This is a genomic window from Imperialibacter sp., assembly GCF_040222385.1.
Taxonomy (GTDB): Bacteria; Bacteroidota; Bacteroidia; order Cytophagales; family Cyclobacteriaceae; genus Imperialibacter.
Window position 1 is genome coordinate 43,470 of record NZ_JAVKDF010000033.1, and the last position, 15,876, is coordinate 59,345.

General features: G+C 46.9%; 15 protein-coding genes. 6 read left to right on the top strand and 9 right to left on the bottom strand.

Annotated features, from left to right (window positions below; genetic code table 11):
• Nucleotides 1-14: 14 nt before the first annotated feature.
• On the bottom strand, nucleotides 15-980 hold the full coding sequence (locus RIG68_RS15380) for an MBL fold metallo-hydrolase (RefSeq protein ID WP_350123966.1): 966 nt from the start codon (nucleotides 978-980) through the stop codon (nucleotides 15-17).
• 128 nt (nucleotides 981-1,108) lie between these two features.
• Here RIG68_RS15380 and RIG68_RS15385 point away from each other — a divergent pair, with 128 nt between their 5' ends.
• Nucleotides 1,109-2,794: a M14 family metallopeptidase gene (locus tag RIG68_RS15385; RefSeq protein ID WP_350123969.1), complete on the top strand. Its 1,686-nt coding sequence runs from the start codon at nucleotides 1,109-1,111 to the stop codon at nucleotides 2,792-2,794.
• A gap of 52 nt (nucleotides 2,795-2,846) precedes the next feature.
• Here RIG68_RS15385 and RIG68_RS15390 read toward each other — a convergent pair whose 3' ends face one another.
• Nucleotides 2,847-4,115: a dihydrolipoamide acetyltransferase family protein gene (locus RIG68_RS15390; RefSeq protein ID WP_350123972.1), complete on the bottom strand. Its 1,269-nt coding sequence runs from the start codon at nucleotides 4,113-4,115 to the stop codon at nucleotides 2,847-2,849.
• 231 nt (nucleotides 4,116-4,346) lie between these two features.
• Nucleotides 4,347-5,606, bottom strand: a complete 1,260-nt coding sequence (locus tag RIG68_RS15395; RefSeq protein ID WP_350123975.1) for a competence/damage-inducible protein A — start codon at nucleotides 5,604-5,606, stop codon at nucleotides 4,347-4,349.
• A 158-nt stretch (nucleotides 5,607-5,764) separates the two neighbouring features.
• On the opposite strand from RIG68_RS15395, the gene RIG68_RS15400 reads away from it, so the two are divergent.
• A complete protein-coding gene (locus tag RIG68_RS15400) occupies nucleotides 5,765-6,484 on the top strand; it encodes a DUF4197 domain-containing protein (RefSeq protein WP_350123978.1) in 720 nt (239 codons plus the stop codon).
• A 246-nt stretch (nucleotides 6,485-6,730) separates the two neighbouring features.
• On the opposite strand, the gene RIG68_RS15405 is transcribed toward RIG68_RS15400, so the two are convergent.
• On the bottom strand, nucleotides 6,731-7,726 hold the full coding sequence (locus RIG68_RS15405; RefSeq protein WP_350123981.1) for a phosphatase PAP2 family protein: 996 nt from the start codon (nucleotides 7,724-7,726) through the stop codon (nucleotides 6,731-6,733).
• 151 nt (nucleotides 7,727-7,877) lie between these two features.
• Here RIG68_RS15405 and RIG68_RS15410 point away from each other — a divergent pair, with 151 nt between their 5' ends.
• Nucleotides 7,878-8,279: an Hsp20/alpha crystallin family protein gene (locus RIG68_RS15410; RefSeq protein ID WP_350123984.1), complete on the top strand. Its 402-nt coding sequence runs from the start codon at nucleotides 7,878-7,880 to the stop codon at nucleotides 8,277-8,279.
• Nucleotides 8,280-8,427: 148 nt separating this feature from the next.
• Nucleotides 8,428-9,810 (top strand): high affinity choline transporter 1, encoded by a 1,383-nt coding sequence (locus RIG68_RS15415; protein ID WP_350123987.1) that lies wholly within the window; start codon nucleotides 8,428-8,430, stop codon nucleotides 9,808-9,810.
• Between the two features lie 48 nt (nucleotides 9,811-9,858).
• Here the strand turns inward: RIG68_RS15415 and RIG68_RS15420 are convergent, their stop codons facing one another.
• From RIG68_RS15420 to RIG68_RS15440, 5 genes are all read right to left on the bottom strand, one after another.
• Nucleotides 9,859-10,956: a DUF695 domain-containing protein gene (locus RIG68_RS15420; protein ID WP_350123990.1), complete on the bottom strand. Its 1,098-nt coding sequence runs from the start codon at nucleotides 10,954-10,956 to the stop codon at nucleotides 9,859-9,861.
• 130 nt (nucleotides 10,957-11,086) lie between these two features.
• Nucleotides 11,087-11,311, bottom strand: coding sequence for a hypothetical protein (locus RIG68_RS15425; RefSeq protein ID WP_350123992.1), 225 nt, complete (start codon nucleotides 11,309-11,311; stop codon nucleotides 11,087-11,089).
• Between the two features lie 22 nt (nucleotides 11,312-11,333).
• The gene (locus RIG68_RS15430; protein WP_350123995.1) at nucleotides 11,334-11,609 is read right to left on the bottom strand and encodes a hypothetical protein; all 276 of its coding nucleotides are present in this window, start codon (nucleotides 11,607-11,609) and stop codon (nucleotides 11,334-11,336) included.
• A 27-nt stretch (nucleotides 11,610-11,636) separates the two neighbouring features.
• Nucleotides 11,637-11,888: a hypothetical protein gene (locus RIG68_RS15435; RefSeq protein ID WP_350123997.1), complete on the bottom strand. Its 252-nt coding sequence runs from the start codon at nucleotides 11,886-11,888 to the stop codon at nucleotides 11,637-11,639.
• Between the two features lie 12 nt (nucleotides 11,889-11,900).
• Nucleotides 11,901-12,248: a hypothetical protein gene (locus RIG68_RS15440; RefSeq protein WP_350124000.1), complete on the bottom strand. Its 348-nt coding sequence runs from the start codon at nucleotides 12,246-12,248 to the stop codon at nucleotides 11,901-11,903.
• 260 nt (nucleotides 12,249-12,508) lie between these two features.
• Between RIG68_RS15440 and guaA the strand changes: the two genes are divergently transcribed.
• Both guaA and RIG68_RS15450 read left to right on the top strand, forming a co-directional pair.
• Nucleotides 12,509-14,038 carry a glutamine-hydrolyzing GMP synthase gene (guaA, locus tag RIG68_RS15445; RefSeq protein ID WP_350124003.1) on the top strand — a complete coding sequence of 510 codons (1,530 nt, stop codon included), beginning with the start codon at nucleotides 12,509-12,511 and terminating at the stop codon, nucleotides 14,036-14,038.
• Nucleotides 14,029-15,873 (top strand): ABC transporter substrate-binding protein, encoded by a 1,845-nt coding sequence (locus tag RIG68_RS15450; protein WP_350124006.1) that lies wholly within the window; start codon nucleotides 14,029-14,031, stop codon nucleotides 15,871-15,873. The genes guaA and RIG68_RS15450 overlap by 10 nt, the downstream gene beginning before the upstream one ends.
• The last annotated feature ends 3 nt before the right edge of the window (nucleotides 15,874-15,876 follow it).

The following is a 15,876-nucleotide window of genomic DNA, read 5'->3' on the forward strand; positions in this document are numbered from 1 at the left end:
ACCCAGAAGACTTCTTAATCGCCGAAAGGAATAACATCCCCCTCACTGGCCACACCAAATCCCTTTGCTCTCACACTCTGCCTCACTTCTTCATCCCAAATCAGCGGGTTAGTATGATTGAAATGAATAAAATGCACCTTGCTTCTTTCATTTTCGGGCAAGTCTTCAAATAGCACCATCGATTCTTCTAAAAAAGGGTGGGGCACCTCGCTCATGTCCCGGTCGATTTCTCCATTGCGAAAGAAGGAGGCGTCTAAAAAAGCTACATCGGCTGACGCCACCACCTTTCGGATGTCTCTGTCCCACTTACTCCATTTGTCAATATCAGGAATGAAGATAATGCTCTTACTTCCGCTCTCAATGCGGTAGCCCACGGTTTCCGAAAACTCATCCCTGTGCGGGACAAGAAAAGGAGTAATGGAAATCTCAGGTGACAATTGAACCGTAGAGTCTGCCACCAACTTTTGCAGACCAATATTACCGAGGCTTACGAGTTGGCTCCAGGGGCCATTCTCTGTCAAGTAAGACCGCATGACAGGCATGCCGTAGACTGGCACATTCGAAGTACCCATGATCTCTCTACCCAGTTCCATCAAGCCGGTGTAGTGGCCCACGTGGGCATGGGTGAGAAAAATGCCATCGGGAGCGGTTTTGTTCAGACCAGACTTTTCATTCAAATCGTGCCATTGGCTTTTGAAGTCTGGCGTGGCTTCGATCATCCAGATCTTGCGGACCGCTCGGTCAACTATGCCGAGGCTAACTACCCGCTCGGCCTCATGTTCGCCGTTGTAGTATCGCATGCAGCATTGCTTGGTGCAGCCAGCTTGAGGATAGCCAGCGTCTTGCGCAACTCCAAGCACCATAATGAATTGATCGGGTAAACCGGCTGTGGTTTGCCCTGCTGGTTTTTCTTTGCAGGAGGAGATGACTGTGCTGATCAGCAGAAGGAGCACTACCTTGAAAACTTTCGGGCGTATCATGCTTCAATCTAGTGAAACATTCTAAATGTAGGGTTGATCGTTCAGCAATGAAACCTCCCTTCCATCACATTCCCTTTCAACGGCTCATATGGCGTCGGTATCTTATTGCATCAATCAAACCGAAAGCCATGTTTAAAAAGTTGCTCCTCATTACCATCCTCGTAGCCAGCGCTCAGTTCACCCAGGCACAGAAGGAAGATCCTAAAAACCCTAATTGGGCGAAGTATCACACCACTGCCGATGCTTACTATTTGCTCCAGGAGTGGACCAAAGCCTATCCGAATCTGACCAACCTCTATTCGATAGGTGAAACCTTGAAAGGCACCCAGCTCATGGTCCTGGAAATCACCAACAAAAGCACCGGTACTGCTGAAGACAAGCCAGCTTATTATTACGATGGCAATATCCACGCAGGGGAGCTTACGGGGGCCGAAGTAGCGCTGCACTACACCTGGCTGCTGCTCAGCAGCTATGGCAAAGACCCACGCATCACCAACCTGGTTGATACCCGCACCATTTACATCCGGCCCAAATTCAACCCCGATGGAGCGGACATTGCCCTGACAACGCCTCAGGCGCTGCGCAGCACACCCCGACCCTACGATCAAGATGGCGACGGGCTGCTCGACGAAGATCCGGGCAACGACCTGAACAATGACAATTTCATCACCGATATGCGGGTGAAGAACCCGACAGGCAAATGGAAAATCAGCCTGGAAGATTCCCGTATTATGGTGGAAAGAGAGCCCAACGACCTGAGTGGCGACTTCTATGACATGTATGACGAAGGTATTGACGATGACAACGACGGATTGTACAACGAAGACGGCATTGGCGGCATTGACATGAACCGCAACTTCCCCCGCAACTGGGGACTGGAGTCGGAGCAAAAGGGAGCCGGGCCCTATCCGCTGTCGGAGCCTGAAACCCGAGCTACCATCGAGTTTCTCACTTCGCACAGCAACATCACTGGTATTTTTCATGGTCACACAGCGGCTGGCTTCCTTTACCGATTGCCTTCAACTACTAATTGGGATAATTTCAATATGGAAGACCAGCGACTTATTTTGGAGCTCTCCGACAAATATGCTACTACCACCAGCCAGAAGGTGGTGCCCAGCTACAGCAACCCTCGCCTGCACCGCCATGGCACACTTATTAGCTGGGGCTACTGGGATTATGGTGTGGTGGGCTTTGTGCCGGAGTTTTGGGGCGCCTTCCAGGCCGACGCTAATAAAGACGGCCGGGTATCTGACCTGGAGCGCATGCAATGGAACGACGCCGAACTGGGCGGCAAGGGCTTTGTGAACTGGCAGACTTACGATCACCCGCAACTGGGTAAAGTTGAAATAGGCGGCTGGGACTATAAGTTTACCCGCCAGAACCCACCCACGAAATACCTGAAGGGAGAAATAGAAAAGTATGTGGAGTGGATGCTATGGCTGGCAGAAACCAGTCCTAAGATTGCCGTTTCGCAACCGAAAGTAGAAGTGCTGGAAAAAGGCAAGCTGGTGAAGGTGAGCCTCACTGTAGAAAATGATGGTTACCTACCGACCAACATCACCGAACGGGCCATAGAGCTGGAGATAGCCAAGCCGGTAAGGGCGATTGTTGAGTTAAGCGGCGCTGAGCTTGTCAGTGGCAAGATGAGAACAGACCTGGGAAACCTTGCGGGCCGCAGAGATGGTGAAAGTGCAGACCGTACTAGAACGATTGAGTATGTATTCAAAGTGACCGGCAGCGCTGCCAAAGCCACCATTACGATTGATTCAGAAAAAGGAGGGAAAGTGAAGAGGGAGATTAGTCTTAAATAAACGAAAAGAGCTCGCCATTTCCGGCGAGCTCTTTCTTTAACTTTAGTTATCTTCAAATAGAACGAGTCGTATCAAACTGTTCCAAATAATCTGCTACCTTTCTCACAAACATGCCGCCTAGTGCGCCATCTACCACCCGGTGGTCGTAGCTGTGGCTGAGGAACATCATGTGGCGGATACCGATAAAGTCGCCCTGTGGGGTTTCGATTACCGCTGGCTTTTTCTTCACTGCACCCACGGCCATGATGGCCACCTGCGGCTGCATGATAATAGGCGTGCCCATGATATTACCGAAACCGCCCACATTGGAGATGGTATAAGTGCCGCCCGATAACTCATCCGGCTTCAGACTGTTGGTGCGGGCACGTTCAGCCAGGTCGTTCACAGCATGGGTGATGCCGAGGAGGCTCAGCTTGTCTGCATTTTTGATCACAGGCACGATCAGGTTGCCTGAAGGCAGGGCTACGGCCATGCCAATGTGTACCGCCTGGTGTCTGATAATTTTTGTGCCATCCACTGAGATATTGATCATCGGAAAGTCCTTAATGGCCTTCACAATGGCTTCAATGAAAATGGGGGTGTAGGTAAGGGCAGCCTTTTCTTTTTCCAGGAAAGGGCGCTTCCATTTGTTTCTCCAATTCACCACGTTGGTCACGTCTACTTCCACAAACGAGGTCACGTGGGCACTGATCTGCCTGCTGCTTAGCATGCGTTCTGCAATCATCTTGCGCATGCGATCCATTTCGATGATTTCATCGTCGCCGCTGTAGGTGATTTTTACAGGTTCGGCTACTTTAGGAGCAGCACCTTTTCCTCTGGTTTGAATGTAGGCGAGGATGTCATTTTTGGTTACACGGCCTTCCTTGCCAGTGCCGGGAATTCCTTCTAATTCTGAAGTGCTGATCTTTTCCTCTTTGGCAATACTCATCACGAGGGGAGAGTAGAACCTGTCGGAGCTAGGCTTTGCCACGGGGGCGTGGCTCACTGCTGCTACAGCGGCATCGACCATTTCCGTAGCGAGCGCCACAGCGTCTTTCCCATTCTCCGAAGCGTCGGTAGCATGGCCGTTCTCGCCACTCCCTTCTATTTCTATGATAGCAATGGCTTTGCCCACCTGCACTACTTCACCCTCTTTGGCCAAAATCTCTTTCAACACGCCAGCGTGGGTGGCGGGCACCTCCGTATCCACTTTGTCAGTAGCCACTTCCAGCACTGACTCATCCTGTTCAATGGTCTCTCCTGGCTTTTTCAACCATGAAAGGATGGTTCCTTCCATTATACTTTCACCCATTTTGGGCATCACCATTTCAACTACTGCCATCTCACTAAGTATTTCGTATCCTTTTGGGTAATAGGTTATTTGTATTGTTGTTTGTTGCTTTTCAAAACATTCTTCTAATTCATCGTCTTTTAATAGACGAAAACCTAAGAATCATTTGTTTACAAAATAGCGTTCACGGCCTCTAAGTTAACATTTTAATGGGAATGATGTGCAATTTTTCCTTGTAGTGTCGCAAGCTTTGCCAAACTACCGCTATCTCACTTGTTTCTATTAGGCCAGTGCTTCCATTTCCATCAGCGACGTCCTCAAAAGATTGAGTGTGTGCAACGCACTGGCGTGGATATTGATTTGCCTGTCGGTGGTTAGTTGCAGTTTTCTGGTAAAAGTTTGGCCTTCGAAAGCACAGGCAATCCACACAATGCCTACCGGTTTTTCAGGTGTGCCTCCGTCAGGCCCCGCCACGCCCGAGGTAGCCAGGCCAATATCCGTTTTTAGCCTTTTTCTCACTCCCTCGGCCATTTGTCGCACCGTTTCTTCGCTCACTGCGCCAACTGTGTCGAGTGTTTGCTGCTTCACACCCAACTCATCGGTTTTGATACGGTTGTCGTAGGAGATAATGCTGCCTATATAATAAGAGGAGCTTCCAGGCACACTTGTGATCTGATGGGCAAGGTAGCCGCCTGTGCAGCTCTCGGCCGTAGACACGGTCAGCTTGCGCTCCAGCAGCAGCTTGCCAATGGCTGATTCAATTGTTTCCTGGTCGTAACCATACGCATACTTCTGGATGTCGGGTAGCACCCGGTCTATTTCAGCCTGTACTTCTTTTATTAGAGACTTCAGGTTGGGGCCAGCGCCTGTCAAACGCAGCTTAACTTCTCCGGGGCTCGGGAGATAGGCAAGCCTGATATGAGGAGGCAGGCTGGTTTCCCACCACTCAATTTTGTCCGACAACCACGATTCGCCAATGCCGATGGTACGAATCATTTTGTGATAGATGACCGGTAGGGTATATTTCTCCCTAAGCCTGGGTATGACCTGTTCGCTGATCAGCACCTTCATTTCATAAGGCACGCCCGGTAGCGACACAAAGGTTTTATTGCCTCTTTCGAACCACATCCCAGGCGCTGTGCCCATGCGGTTGGTCAGCTTTGTGCTTCCAACTGGCAACCACGCTTGCTGGCGATTGGTGTCAGTCATTTGAAAGCCTCGTTTCTCGAAAAGCATAGTGATTTCTGCCAATGCTTCTTCATGCAATGCCAGCTCCATACCAAAATACCTTGCCAATAGTGGTTTGGTGAGATCATCCTTTGTTGGGCCCAGGCCGCCAGTGATGATGATAATATCAGCTCTTCTTTCTGCTTCTGCAAAGGCCGTCATCATTTCGCTTTCCACATCACCTACCGTGGTTTTGCGGATGACCTTGATGCCACGCTCCGAGAGCTGCTGCCCGATCCAGGTGGAGTTGGTGTCGTTGATTTGTCCGTAGAGGATTTCGTCGCCGATGGTGAGTATTTCTGCGTTGATATGCATGAATAGAATGTTGTTCGTTGTCAGGTCGAAAGTTAATAGATAGCAGTATTATCAAACCGGGTTCAGCTACTTTAAATTCCTGCCAAATTTGTCACCTCGATTTTTAGCTATAAACACATAAAGTGGTTTTATTTGAAAAAGTTTAAAACAGCTACATAATGAGATTCTTGTCTGCGACAATATTGGCTTTTATCATCCTTGCAATTTCAGCTTGCTCGGTTCAGCAAATACAGAAAACTGTAGATGGTTACCTGAAAGATGCAAAGCCAACCACTGAAGAAGTGGCATCTGGCCTGAAAGAGGCGCTGGAAAAAGGAATCACTAATGGGGCAAAAAAAGCTTCCGCTGTTGATGGCTATTTCAAAAATCCAGCGATAAAGATTCCTTTTCCTCCAGATGTGAGAAAAGTGGAAACCAAGCTTCGTCAGTTGGGAATGGACAAACAAGTGGATCAATTCATCGAAACACTGAACAGAGGAGCTGAAGAAGCGGCCAAGCAGGCTGCTCCTATCTTTGTGAGCGCTATTAAGCAAATGACAATCAATGATGCCTGGAATATACTGAAAGGCGACAAAGATGCTGCTACTCAATACTTGCAAAAAACTACCACCAGCCAATTGGAAGCCAAATTCAAGCCGGTGATTCAGAAGGCGCTCGATAAAGTAAACGCCACCAAATATTATGGCGACCTGGTCAATACTTATAATAAGATTCCTTTGGTTGACAAGGTCAACCCCGATTTGAATGACTATGCGACAACCTTAGCCATAGATGGCCTGTTCAAGCTGGTGGCTCAGGAAGAAGCAAACATCAGAAACAACCCAGGTGCCAGAACTACGGAGTTGCTGAAAAAGGTGTTCAAAGAGCAGGATAATTGATGGTGAACATTTCGATTTTGGCTCAATAAAAAAGCAAAACTGGTTCAATGCGTCCGCTTGGACCTTTTGCTTTTTTATGATCAATCATTTCTGGTAGCATCCGTTTATTAAAGGAGTCGGTCGGGGATGAAAATCTTTGTAATTTCTACTATAGATGTTTTTAAATTGATTCTTTATTGGTTCGCATGATTTTCTATTCAAAAAGAGACTTCTGCACCTCTAATATAAAAAGTCAAAAATAATCAATTACCCTGCTTGGCTTTTATACCACCCCAACTTCTTAGCTATCGCAGTAGTCCCCCAAATCAGTAAAAACATCTCCAGGGCTCGTTTGGCCAGAAGGACTATGTCGTTGCCTTTTAACCCAACGGCCCTGATCAACTGATCAAGGAGCACGCTGCTGCCCACCAGCACGGCAATGGCCAATACCACCCTTGAAACCCTAATCAACCACTTGCCCTCATCCGAAGGGAAGCCCTGTAAACCAATTAACAGAAAGGCCAGGTTGAGCCCCAGGAATTGAGCGGCTATGCTGTTGCCCAGGAAAATAAAAACGATGGGAAGTATAACGCAGGAAGAAATGAAAATGAGGGTAGGCATATTCATTTGAAGTCGCAGCCCGCTGAGGGAGAGATAGGCCGAAAGTTTGTCCTTTTTGATCAGGAAGAACCATGCCAGCCAAACGGTGATACCACCGAGAACAAGGCCACCCAGCACATCGGCCAGGAAGTGCCTGCCGAGGTACATGCGTGAGAACGGCATCAGTGCAATGATAATGATGGCTGCTACCTTCAGCCAGGTTCGGTTAAACAACAACGCAATACCTCCCCAGTATGCCACCGAGCCACTCACATGGCCTGAAGGAAACCCATGAGAGTCAAGCTTGTTCTCTCTGTAGTATTCAATGGCTTCTAGTGCAGGCAGACCGAAAAAGCTTTGCGCTCCTTGCCTAAAAAAAGGAGAGGGTGCATTGAACTCATTTACAAGGTGCTTTAATGACGAATCGACGTTTTCAGGCCGGGGCAGGGCAAAGAAATCTTTCAAAAGTGCACCTGCAAAACCTGTCCAGATGAGCATATGTGTGGCGAGGAAGGCCTTCTTCATGTGCACACCAAAAATCAACACAACAGCCACGGCAATGAAGGCGGAGTTGTACCCGAGCCTGGTGGTAGCGTCCATAAGCCAGTAAACGGCAGGGTTGTCGAAACTTTGAAGGTAGTGGTTGAGCTCGGTTTGAAACATCGGAAGGCTTTTTTTCGAAACTACGGATTAACCTGTCAGACAAAAAGACAATTTGACCGATTCTGTGAATTTTTATTAAGAAAGCATGACATAAATGCCTGAATAATGCGTTGGTACATTGATTGATGACTAATGTGGGAATTTAGGATATATGAAAATGAAGTTATCTGACTCTTTAGTAAAAAACATGGTTGTGACGGCCGATTTGCTGAATACGATCAATGGAGGTATGAGTCTTCCTTCCACAAAAATGAGGAAGCTGGAAGATTGCTACGAATTGGATGTGGTTGCTCCGGGACTCTCGGTGGAAAATCTCAAAATTGAAATTCACAACAGGCACTTGAGTGTGTTCCATTACCTCAACTATATGGCACCCAACCACACGAATGAACAGGAGGGAGCACCAAATATTGTACATTTGATGCCTATCCCATTCGACGTGGAGCTGGATAGCATCACTGCCCTGTGTGAAGGAAAGCTCTTGAAAGTCATTATGCCTTTTAACGAGCTGGCTGAGGGATATTTCAGGAGTATAGATATAGATACTGTGTAAAAGAGAATAACTATTAAGCATAGTTTTGATTAGTCCTTTTTGAAGACCCTGCGAGCGTTTGCCCGTGGGGTCTTGTGTTTTTAACGGTATTGTATTCCATTTTTCTACTCCTATTTTTGCTGCTCATCTTTACGTTTCAGCGGGGCTAATGCTTGGAGTTTTTGTAGTGATATATCTGTTGTTGACTGTGGCTGTAGGTATAGCCGCTTCCAGGTATATCAAAACGTCCACAGACTTCATGCTTGCGGGCCGCAAGCTGCCCATGTTTCTCTCTGCTTCGGCTCTTTTTGCCCTATGGTTTGGCTCAGAGACAATTTTCGGGGCTTCGTCCGAGTTTGTGAAGCACGGCGTGCAGGGGGTGATAGAAGACCCGTTCGGAGGCGTGCTCTGTCTTGTTTTATTCGCTCTCATCTTCGTCAAACCGTTGTACAGGTTAAATCTGCTTACTCTTGGTGACCTATACCGCAATCATTACGGAAAAAGCGTGGAGCTGATTGCCAGCGCTTGCATGCTGCTTACCTTTTTTGGTTACATCGCTGCCCAACTGGTGGCGCTTGGCATAATCATCCAGATCATCTCCGGACTGCCCACCATTTACGGCATCCTAATCAGTGCAAGTGTGGTGACAATTTATACACTGATGGGAGGGATGTGGGCCATTACTATCACCGATTTTATGCAAAGTATCATCATTGTCGTGGGGTTGGTGATTGTGGCGGTTACTATTGTTAGCAAAGCAGGAGGAATGTCACCGGTATTGGATGGTGCGCCGGAGGGCTTCTTTTCCTTTGTACCGACCGATGGAGACGCTATGACCTGGGTTCATTACATGGCGGCATGGCTCACACTGGGCCTCGGTTCGCTCGCTTCTCAGGATATTTTTCAACGGGCTAACTCGGCAGAAAGTGAGAAGACTGCAGTAAGATCTACCTTGCTCGGAGCTGGCATGTATGGCCTGATTGCCATTTTACCCTTGTTCATTGGCCTGGCAGGGAAGGTGCTTTACCCGGAACTGATTGATGGAGATACACAACAGGTGCTGCCCACGATGGTGATGGCACATACTGACATGTGGGTACAGGTGATGTTTTTCGGGGCCCTGTTGTCGGCGATTTTCAGTACATGCAGTGGAGCGGTGCTGGCACCCGCCAGTATTTTATCGGAGAATATCATCCGGCCCTTGGTGGATCAAAACATGCCAGACAGGCGCTTCCTGATTATCCTGAGAGTATCGGTTGTGGCAATGGCCATCCTGGCCGCCTGGCTAGCCGCTTTCCGAACCAATATTTACGAGCTGGTATCAGAATCATCAATTTTGGGGCTGGTTACGCTGTTTGTGCCGATGGTAACAGCACTGTTTTGGAAGAAGTCGTCCCGGGGCGGGGCGGTATTGTCTATGATATTGGGTTTGGTAAGTTGGTTCCTAGCCGAACATGTGTTTCATTTCGAATTCCCCGCTATGTTCATTGGGTTTGGGGCCAGTGCTTTGGGGATGGTGGCGGGTACTTTTTTGTTTCCCAGGGATAGATGATTTCCAATTTTTGTGACAGACTAAATGTGATAATCACTGGATTAGGCTCTAGTTAATCTCTGGCCTAAATTGGTTGAATGATCGCCAGTATTTGTCTTTGTAAATCACATAGTCAAAATTCAATCTGCCTCTAAAATCATATTGAAATCTATCCAGAACCGTCGAAGGCAGTCTAAAATCTTTGCAGGCCATATAAACTTCTCTTGCGCCATCTGCGGTTTGTCTACCAATATTCAAATACCCTGCTGAGTCTTTTAATTCAAGCATTAGCTGATCTTCAAACGTATTCATTAGATCGTAAATTTGTTTGTCAGGCATTCCGTTTTCATTGCCTTTATATATAATCTCTACCTTTACAACCCAAGGGTGAGATGCTTTGCTATCCCAGCTAAGTAAAGCAGAATTTATAATAGCTATTAGAGGTTTCCCGTTACTTAACGTTGCCTCAAGCGAGTTATAGCTATCACTAACAGTATCATATCTCGTTCCTTCATATTTTTCTACAAATTCTTTTTCTCTCCAAACAAGGTAATCTTTAAGTTTCTCTATAGGGATTAACTCCTTGTTAGCATTTTCTGTACCTACAATCTGCATATTATCGATAGCAGTCAACGAGTTGAGTTCACCTAAATAATTATCCATGAAGATGTACACCCCATTTGTAATTGGCTCCTTCAATGCTTCTTGGTAGTCCGAATGGACAACCGTAATGTCGACTTCATCGGGATATTCAGAACGTTCATTCGAATAGAAGAATAAATTCTCCTTATTAAATTTCAGGTCACCCATGCTGATGTAAACGTCATTAATATTCAGTGCAGGTTTCAATGCAGTGAATTTCCAGTGATCAAGTACAGGGGCGCCGCTCACCAATTCTTCAACAAAGACGATGTTTTTACAAACCCCGTCAGCTGTTAGTATCAATTCCGCAGTGTTATCATCACACATTCCAACCAGGAACCAGTATCCATCCCTTAGTTGATTGAGTTGTGTAGATAATTTATTAAACACATCTCGCTCAATATTGCCCTGGCTCTTTATGACTTTGAAGAAATCTTTTTCATTATTCTGAAACCAACTCCAAAAATCCTTGTTCGACTTGATCGGTGTTTCCTTCGCTCTTAGTAAATTTCTAAATAATCCCATTTTTTCTCTTTGACATGGCAAATAACTCCAATAATATCCTGACGTTTCTGCTGCTTCAGGTCGCAAAAGCCTTGCTATTCTTCATAATCCCTATCATGAAGATCAGCCGCCTGACCAACTGATTCACTGCCTACTCCTTACTACTTACATTCTCCTCATTATTCCCCTCCCTACACTCCAACAACTCCACCATCAACTGTTCACTCACCTCTTTCTCTTGCAACATCATTTCCTGGTATTTGTTGGCCATTAGCGAGTTAAGCTCAGCTTTGGAAGCCTGCATTTTGGCATAGATGATTAAAAGAATCAGGGCGGCGGATAAGATGACAATAATGATCAGCGGGAAGTTTTTCATGAGAAAGTCCTTTGACGGCAAGTTACTTCTTTTTGCTTTCGCATGCCTCAAGCGTCTGCATTGCGATTGCAGCTTGTTGTTCGGCCATCATTCGTTGTTGTTCGGCCTCGGCTTGAGCACTTACTGCTATTTCAGTTTGCCTCTCGGCTTCCAGCTCAGCCCGAACGAGCAGGGCCTCTTGCTCCCTCAATAGGTTCAGGAACGTGGATGCTTCATTCGCTTTAAGAGAAGAGTAAATAGCAAAAAAGATAATAATGAGCACTTGGATGCCGATGGTGATTTTTGCCCAAAGTTTCATTGTGTTAATGGTTTAGTGGTGATGTTTCTACTTGCTTTTCTCGCAAGCTTCAATTGCTTGCCTGGCAAGTTCAGCTTGTCTTTGAGCTACAGCAGCATTCTTCAGGGCCAATTCTGCTTGTATCTCAGCCTCCTGCTGTGCCTGGATAACCAGAGCCTCCTGTTCTATCAGAAGGACTGAAGAGCGTTCGGCTTCATTTGCTTTAATACTAGAAAAGACATAGAAAAATACGATAATGAGGGTTTGTACACCTATGACAATTTTAGCCCAGAGTTTCATAATGGTTTGATTTTAGTTTTTCTTCTGACAAGCTTCAAGTTGTTTTTTATAGTCATTGGCTAAGGCTTTTTGCCGGGTGGCTTCAGTGGCCGCCTCTACTGCTCTTTCTGCCTGAATGATTGCTTCTTCCTGAGACCGGTCTGCAATCGTTCTTTGCGTTTCGGCTATTAGAGTTTGTTGCTTCGCTTCATGTCTCCTGGCCTCGGCAATAGCCTGGGCCTTTTGAACTTCTGCCCTCAATGAGTCATTTGCCACCATGAGCTTCTTTACTTCATCCTTACAGGAATATACTTCTGGTGTAGAATTAGAGGTAAGCATCATGTACAAGGCACCTGCAATAAAAAACAGCAAACTTTTCATGCTTAAATATAGAATTTTATAATAAAAGGGAGATTTTTGTTTGCCTTGTGCAGGTAGCACTATGACCGATGGCTCCTCAGTAAGAACCTTCAGCCACCGGTTCAGTCTCTAAAACGGGGGCTGACCGCCCCAGCGCCGATCCCACTAGCGGTACCGACGCCGTCTCCCGTCTCCAGACTTCCCACTTCCCACTTCCATTTTCCTCCCGACTTTCCCACTCAAAAACTAGTTTAAACTAACCCCCCGTATTATTTTTGCGGATGGCTGAAATGATTCTGATCCTCGACTTCGGATCTCAATACACACAACTCATCGCTCGCCGGGTTCGGGAGCTCAATGTTTACTGCGAAATACACCCTTACAACCACCTTCCCGAGTGGAGCGACGACATCAAAGGTGTCATTCTTTCCGGTAGTCCGTGCTCTGTAAGAGACGAAGGCTCGCCCGACATAGATATTGATTTTTATTCTTCAAAAGTGCCATTGTTAGGCGTTTGCTATGGTGCACAGCTCATGGCAAAAAAGAGTGGAGGCAATGTTCTTCCCTCAGAAATCAGAGAATATGGCAGGGCCAAGCTTAGTAAGGTGGATTCGCACCACGACCTGCTGAAAGAAATTACGCTTAACTCGCAAGTGTGGATGTCGCATGCCGATACGATAGCAAGCATACCTGAGAAGTATGAGGTGATTGCCAGTACCCCGTCGGTGAATGTGGCGGCTTTCAAGTTGAGGAATGAGCCAGTTTACGGTATTCAGTTCCACCCGGAAGTGACGCATACAACCGAGGGAAAGACGCTGCTGCGCAATTTTGTGGTGCACATCTGCGGCTGTAGCCAGGACTGGACACCAGACATCTTCGTCGAAACCACAGTGGCTGAATTGAAAGCCAAACTGGGCAACGATAAGGTGGTCATGGGGCTTTCCGGCGGAGTGGACTCCTCAGTGGCTGCCATGCTTATTCACAAGGCCATCGGCAAAAACCTGCATTGTATCTTCGTTGATAACGGCCTGCTTCGCAAAAATGAATTTATTAGTGTGCTTGAGTCTTACAAGCACATGGGCTTGAATGTGAAGGGTGTGGACGCTTCACAGCGTTTTTATGCAGCGCTTAAAGGACTGACGGAGCCCGAGCAAAAGCGAAAAGCGATTGGCCGGGCGTTTATTGAGGTATTTGATGAAGAGGCGCACAAAATTCAGGATGTGAAATGGCTTGGCCAGGGCACGATATACCCCGATGTGATCGAGTCCGTTTCGGTAAAAGGGCCATCTGCCACCATCAAGTCGCACCACAATGTGGGCGGACTGCCTGACAAAATGAAAATGAAGGTCGTGGAGCCACTTAACACGCTTTTCAAAGATGAGGTGAGAAATGTTGGCCGCACGCTGGAGATTGATCCTAATATTTTAGGCCGTCACCCGTTTCCTGGCCCTGGTTTGGGAATCAGGATTTTGAGTGAGATCACCGCCGAAAAAGTCAGGGTGCTGCAGGAAGTGGATCATATCTTTGTACAGGGCCTGAAAGACCATGGTTTGTACGACCAGGTGTGGCAGGCAGGCGCTATGCTTACGCCGATTCAGGCAGTGGGTGTGATGGGCGACGAAAGAACTTATGAAAATGTAGTAGCTTTAAGAGCAGTAACTAGTGTCGACGGCATGACTGCCGATTTTTGTCACCTGCCTTATGAATTCCTGGGAGAAATATCGAGTGAAATTATCAATAAAGTAAAGGGGGTCAACAGAGTGGTGTATGACATCAGCTCTAAGCCACCTGCAACCATTGAATGGGAATAATCAACATGCGATATCCAGCTATTCTTAGAAGCCTGAGCGTTATTTGTTTGCTTTTCTGGGCAGCTTCTACGCAAGCACAGGACCACCAAACTAATTTTACCTTCGGCAAAGAGCTCTTCCGGGAGGGGCGCTACGAGTTGGCCATGCAGTCCTTTAAGAAGGTGATGATGCCTGCTCCAGATAACCCGTACGCTCCCTATGCTTCATTTTACAACGCACTGTCGGCGTACAAGCTAGGTCAGTCGGAGAACAGCCGCAGCCTGTTTCTTGAGCTGACACAACGATTCCCGGACTGGGGAAAGCTGGACGAAGCCTACTACTGGGTGGCCACTGGCTATTTTGAGCAAAATCAGCCTGCGGCTGCACTTGATTATCTGAAGAGGGTGAAAAGCCCTTCTATGTCCAGCGAAATCAATCTACTGAAGACAAAATACATTTCTAAAATCGATAGTCTGAACCAGCTAAAGGCATTGTATAACATCTACGACCGGGATACCGTAGTAGCTTCCAGGTTGGCAAGGAAAATCGTGAGTGATCCGGGCAATACGCTTGACCAGGCCATGGTGAGGGAAATAGTAGAGAAGTTTGATCTGCCCGTGGAATCATTCGGGCTGGTTGATCTTAGCAGGTCTGTTAAAAAGAGCGAGTACCACGTGGCAGTAATGCTGCCTTTTATGTTCTCCTCACTGGATGAAAGCAAAGCTAATCCACGGGCTGATTTTGTCACCGAACTCTATACAGGTATTCTTCTGGCTGCCGAAAAGTTTAATGCTGAGAACAAGAAGGTGATTATCCATGCCTATGATACCAGGAGGAGCGGAGCTGTCACAACCAAACTTCTGCAAAAAGCGGAGCTGAAGCGGATGGATTTGATTATTGGGCCGCTTTACCCTGAGCCAAGTAAGCTGGTGTCGGACTTTTCCTTTGCCAATAAGATCAATATGATCAATCCGGTGTCGGCCAATCCCGACGTCATGGCAGGTAATCCGTTTTCGTTCCTTCTCCGACCCACCTACCTGACCCAGTCTTTAAAGGCTGCGGAATACGCCAAGGAGAAGTTTCAGGAGAATAAGAATGCATTGGTGTTTTATGAGTATAAACCCAACGATAACAGAGACTCACTTGCAGCAGTGCTTTATGCGCAGCAGTTGCGAGATAATGAGTTCAATGTGTTGAAAGTGAAGCCTTTGAGGTCGAATGAAGCACACTACCTTATCGATACCCTGAGCTTCAAAAAGGAAGTTGAGATAAAGACGCAGGAGAGACTGGATACGATGCTGCTTCATCCTGAAAAATACATTGTAAAGTCCAAGCAGAAAACATATGGGAAGGACTCATTGGTTTATCACCACGAGGTATGGGGCATCAAAAGAGACAGTATAGGTCATATTATGATTGCGTCGTCTAATCCGCTTTTTGCCACTAATACAATAAGTGCCGTAGAAATTCGCCCTGATAAAATCCCCGTGATTGGCAGGGAAGACTGGCTGGATATTCCTCAGGTAAATTATGATCAGGTGGAAAGGATCAATGCGGTATTCATATCACCTGTTTTCATAGACAAGAGCCGGACGACCTACCAGTCGTTTAGCGGAAACTATATGAGAAAATACAAAGCACCACCATCGGTATATGCTTCCTTAGGTTATGAAATGACGATTGTTTTTGGAGGCTTGATGCATGCCAATGGCAATTACTTTCAGGCGGGCTTGCCGGAAGGAGAGATAGTGGAAGGGGTATTTACTTCTGGTTTTGAATATGGATTCCACAACGATAATCAAGTGGTGACTTTTCTAAAGTTAGAGAATAACCAATTAGTGAAGGAAGTTAAGTAGCAG

Excerpts from the sequence above, each read along its gene's own strand:
- RIG68_RS15380 (WP_350123966.1), bottom strand. The coding sequence starts at position 980 with ATGATACGCCCGAAAGTTTTCAAGGTAGTGCTCCTTCTGCTGATCAGC.
- RIG68_RS15385 (WP_350123969.1), top strand. The coding sequence starts at position 1,109 with ATGTTTAAAAAGTTGCTCCTCATTACCATCCTCGTAGCCAGCGCTCAG.
- RIG68_RS15390 (WP_350123972.1), bottom strand. The coding sequence starts at position 4,115 with ATGGCAGTAGTTGAAATGGTGATGCCCAAAATGGGTGAAAGTATAATG.
- RIG68_RS15395 (WP_350123975.1), bottom strand. The coding sequence starts at position 5,606 with ATGCATATCAACGCAGAAATACTCACCATCGGCGACGAAATCCTCTAC.
- RIG68_RS15400 (WP_350123978.1), top strand. The coding sequence starts at position 5,765 with ATGAGATTCTTGTCTGCGACAATATTGGCTTTTATCATCCTTGCAATT.
- RIG68_RS15405 (WP_350123981.1), bottom strand. The coding sequence starts at position 7,726 with ATGTTTCAAACCGAGCTCAACCACTACCTTCAAAGTTTCGACAACCCT.
- RIG68_RS15410 (WP_350123984.1), top strand. The coding sequence starts at position 7,878 with ATGAAAATGAAGTTATCTGACTCTTTAGTAAAAAACATGGTTGTGACG.
- RIG68_RS15415 (WP_350123987.1), top strand. The coding sequence starts at position 8,428 with ATGCTTGGAGTTTTTGTAGTGATATATCTGTTGTTGACTGTGGCTGTA.
- RIG68_RS15420 (WP_350123990.1), bottom strand. The coding sequence starts at position 10,956 with ATGGGATTATTTAGAAATTTACTAAGAGCGAAGGAAACACCGATCAAG.
- RIG68_RS15425 (WP_350123992.1), bottom strand. The coding sequence starts at position 11,311 with ATGAAAAACTTCCCGCTGATCATTATTGTCATCTTATCCGCCGCCCTG.
- RIG68_RS15430 (WP_350123995.1), bottom strand. The coding sequence starts at position 11,609 with ATGAAACTTTGGGCAAAAATCACCATCGGCATCCAAGTGCTCATTATT.
- RIG68_RS15435 (WP_350123997.1), bottom strand. The coding sequence starts at position 11,888 with ATGAAACTCTGGGCTAAAATTGTCATAGGTGTACAAACCCTCATTATC.
- RIG68_RS15440 (WP_350124000.1), bottom strand. The coding sequence starts at position 12,248 with ATGAAAAGTTTGCTGTTTTTTATTGCAGGTGCCTTGTACATGATGCTT.
- guaA (WP_350124003.1), top strand. The coding sequence starts at position 12,509 with ATGGCTGAAATGATTCTGATCCTCGACTTCGGATCTCAATACACACAA.
- RIG68_RS15450 (WP_350124006.1), top strand. The coding sequence starts at position 14,029 with ATGGGAATAATCAACATGCGATATCCAGCTATTCTTAGAAGCCTGAGC.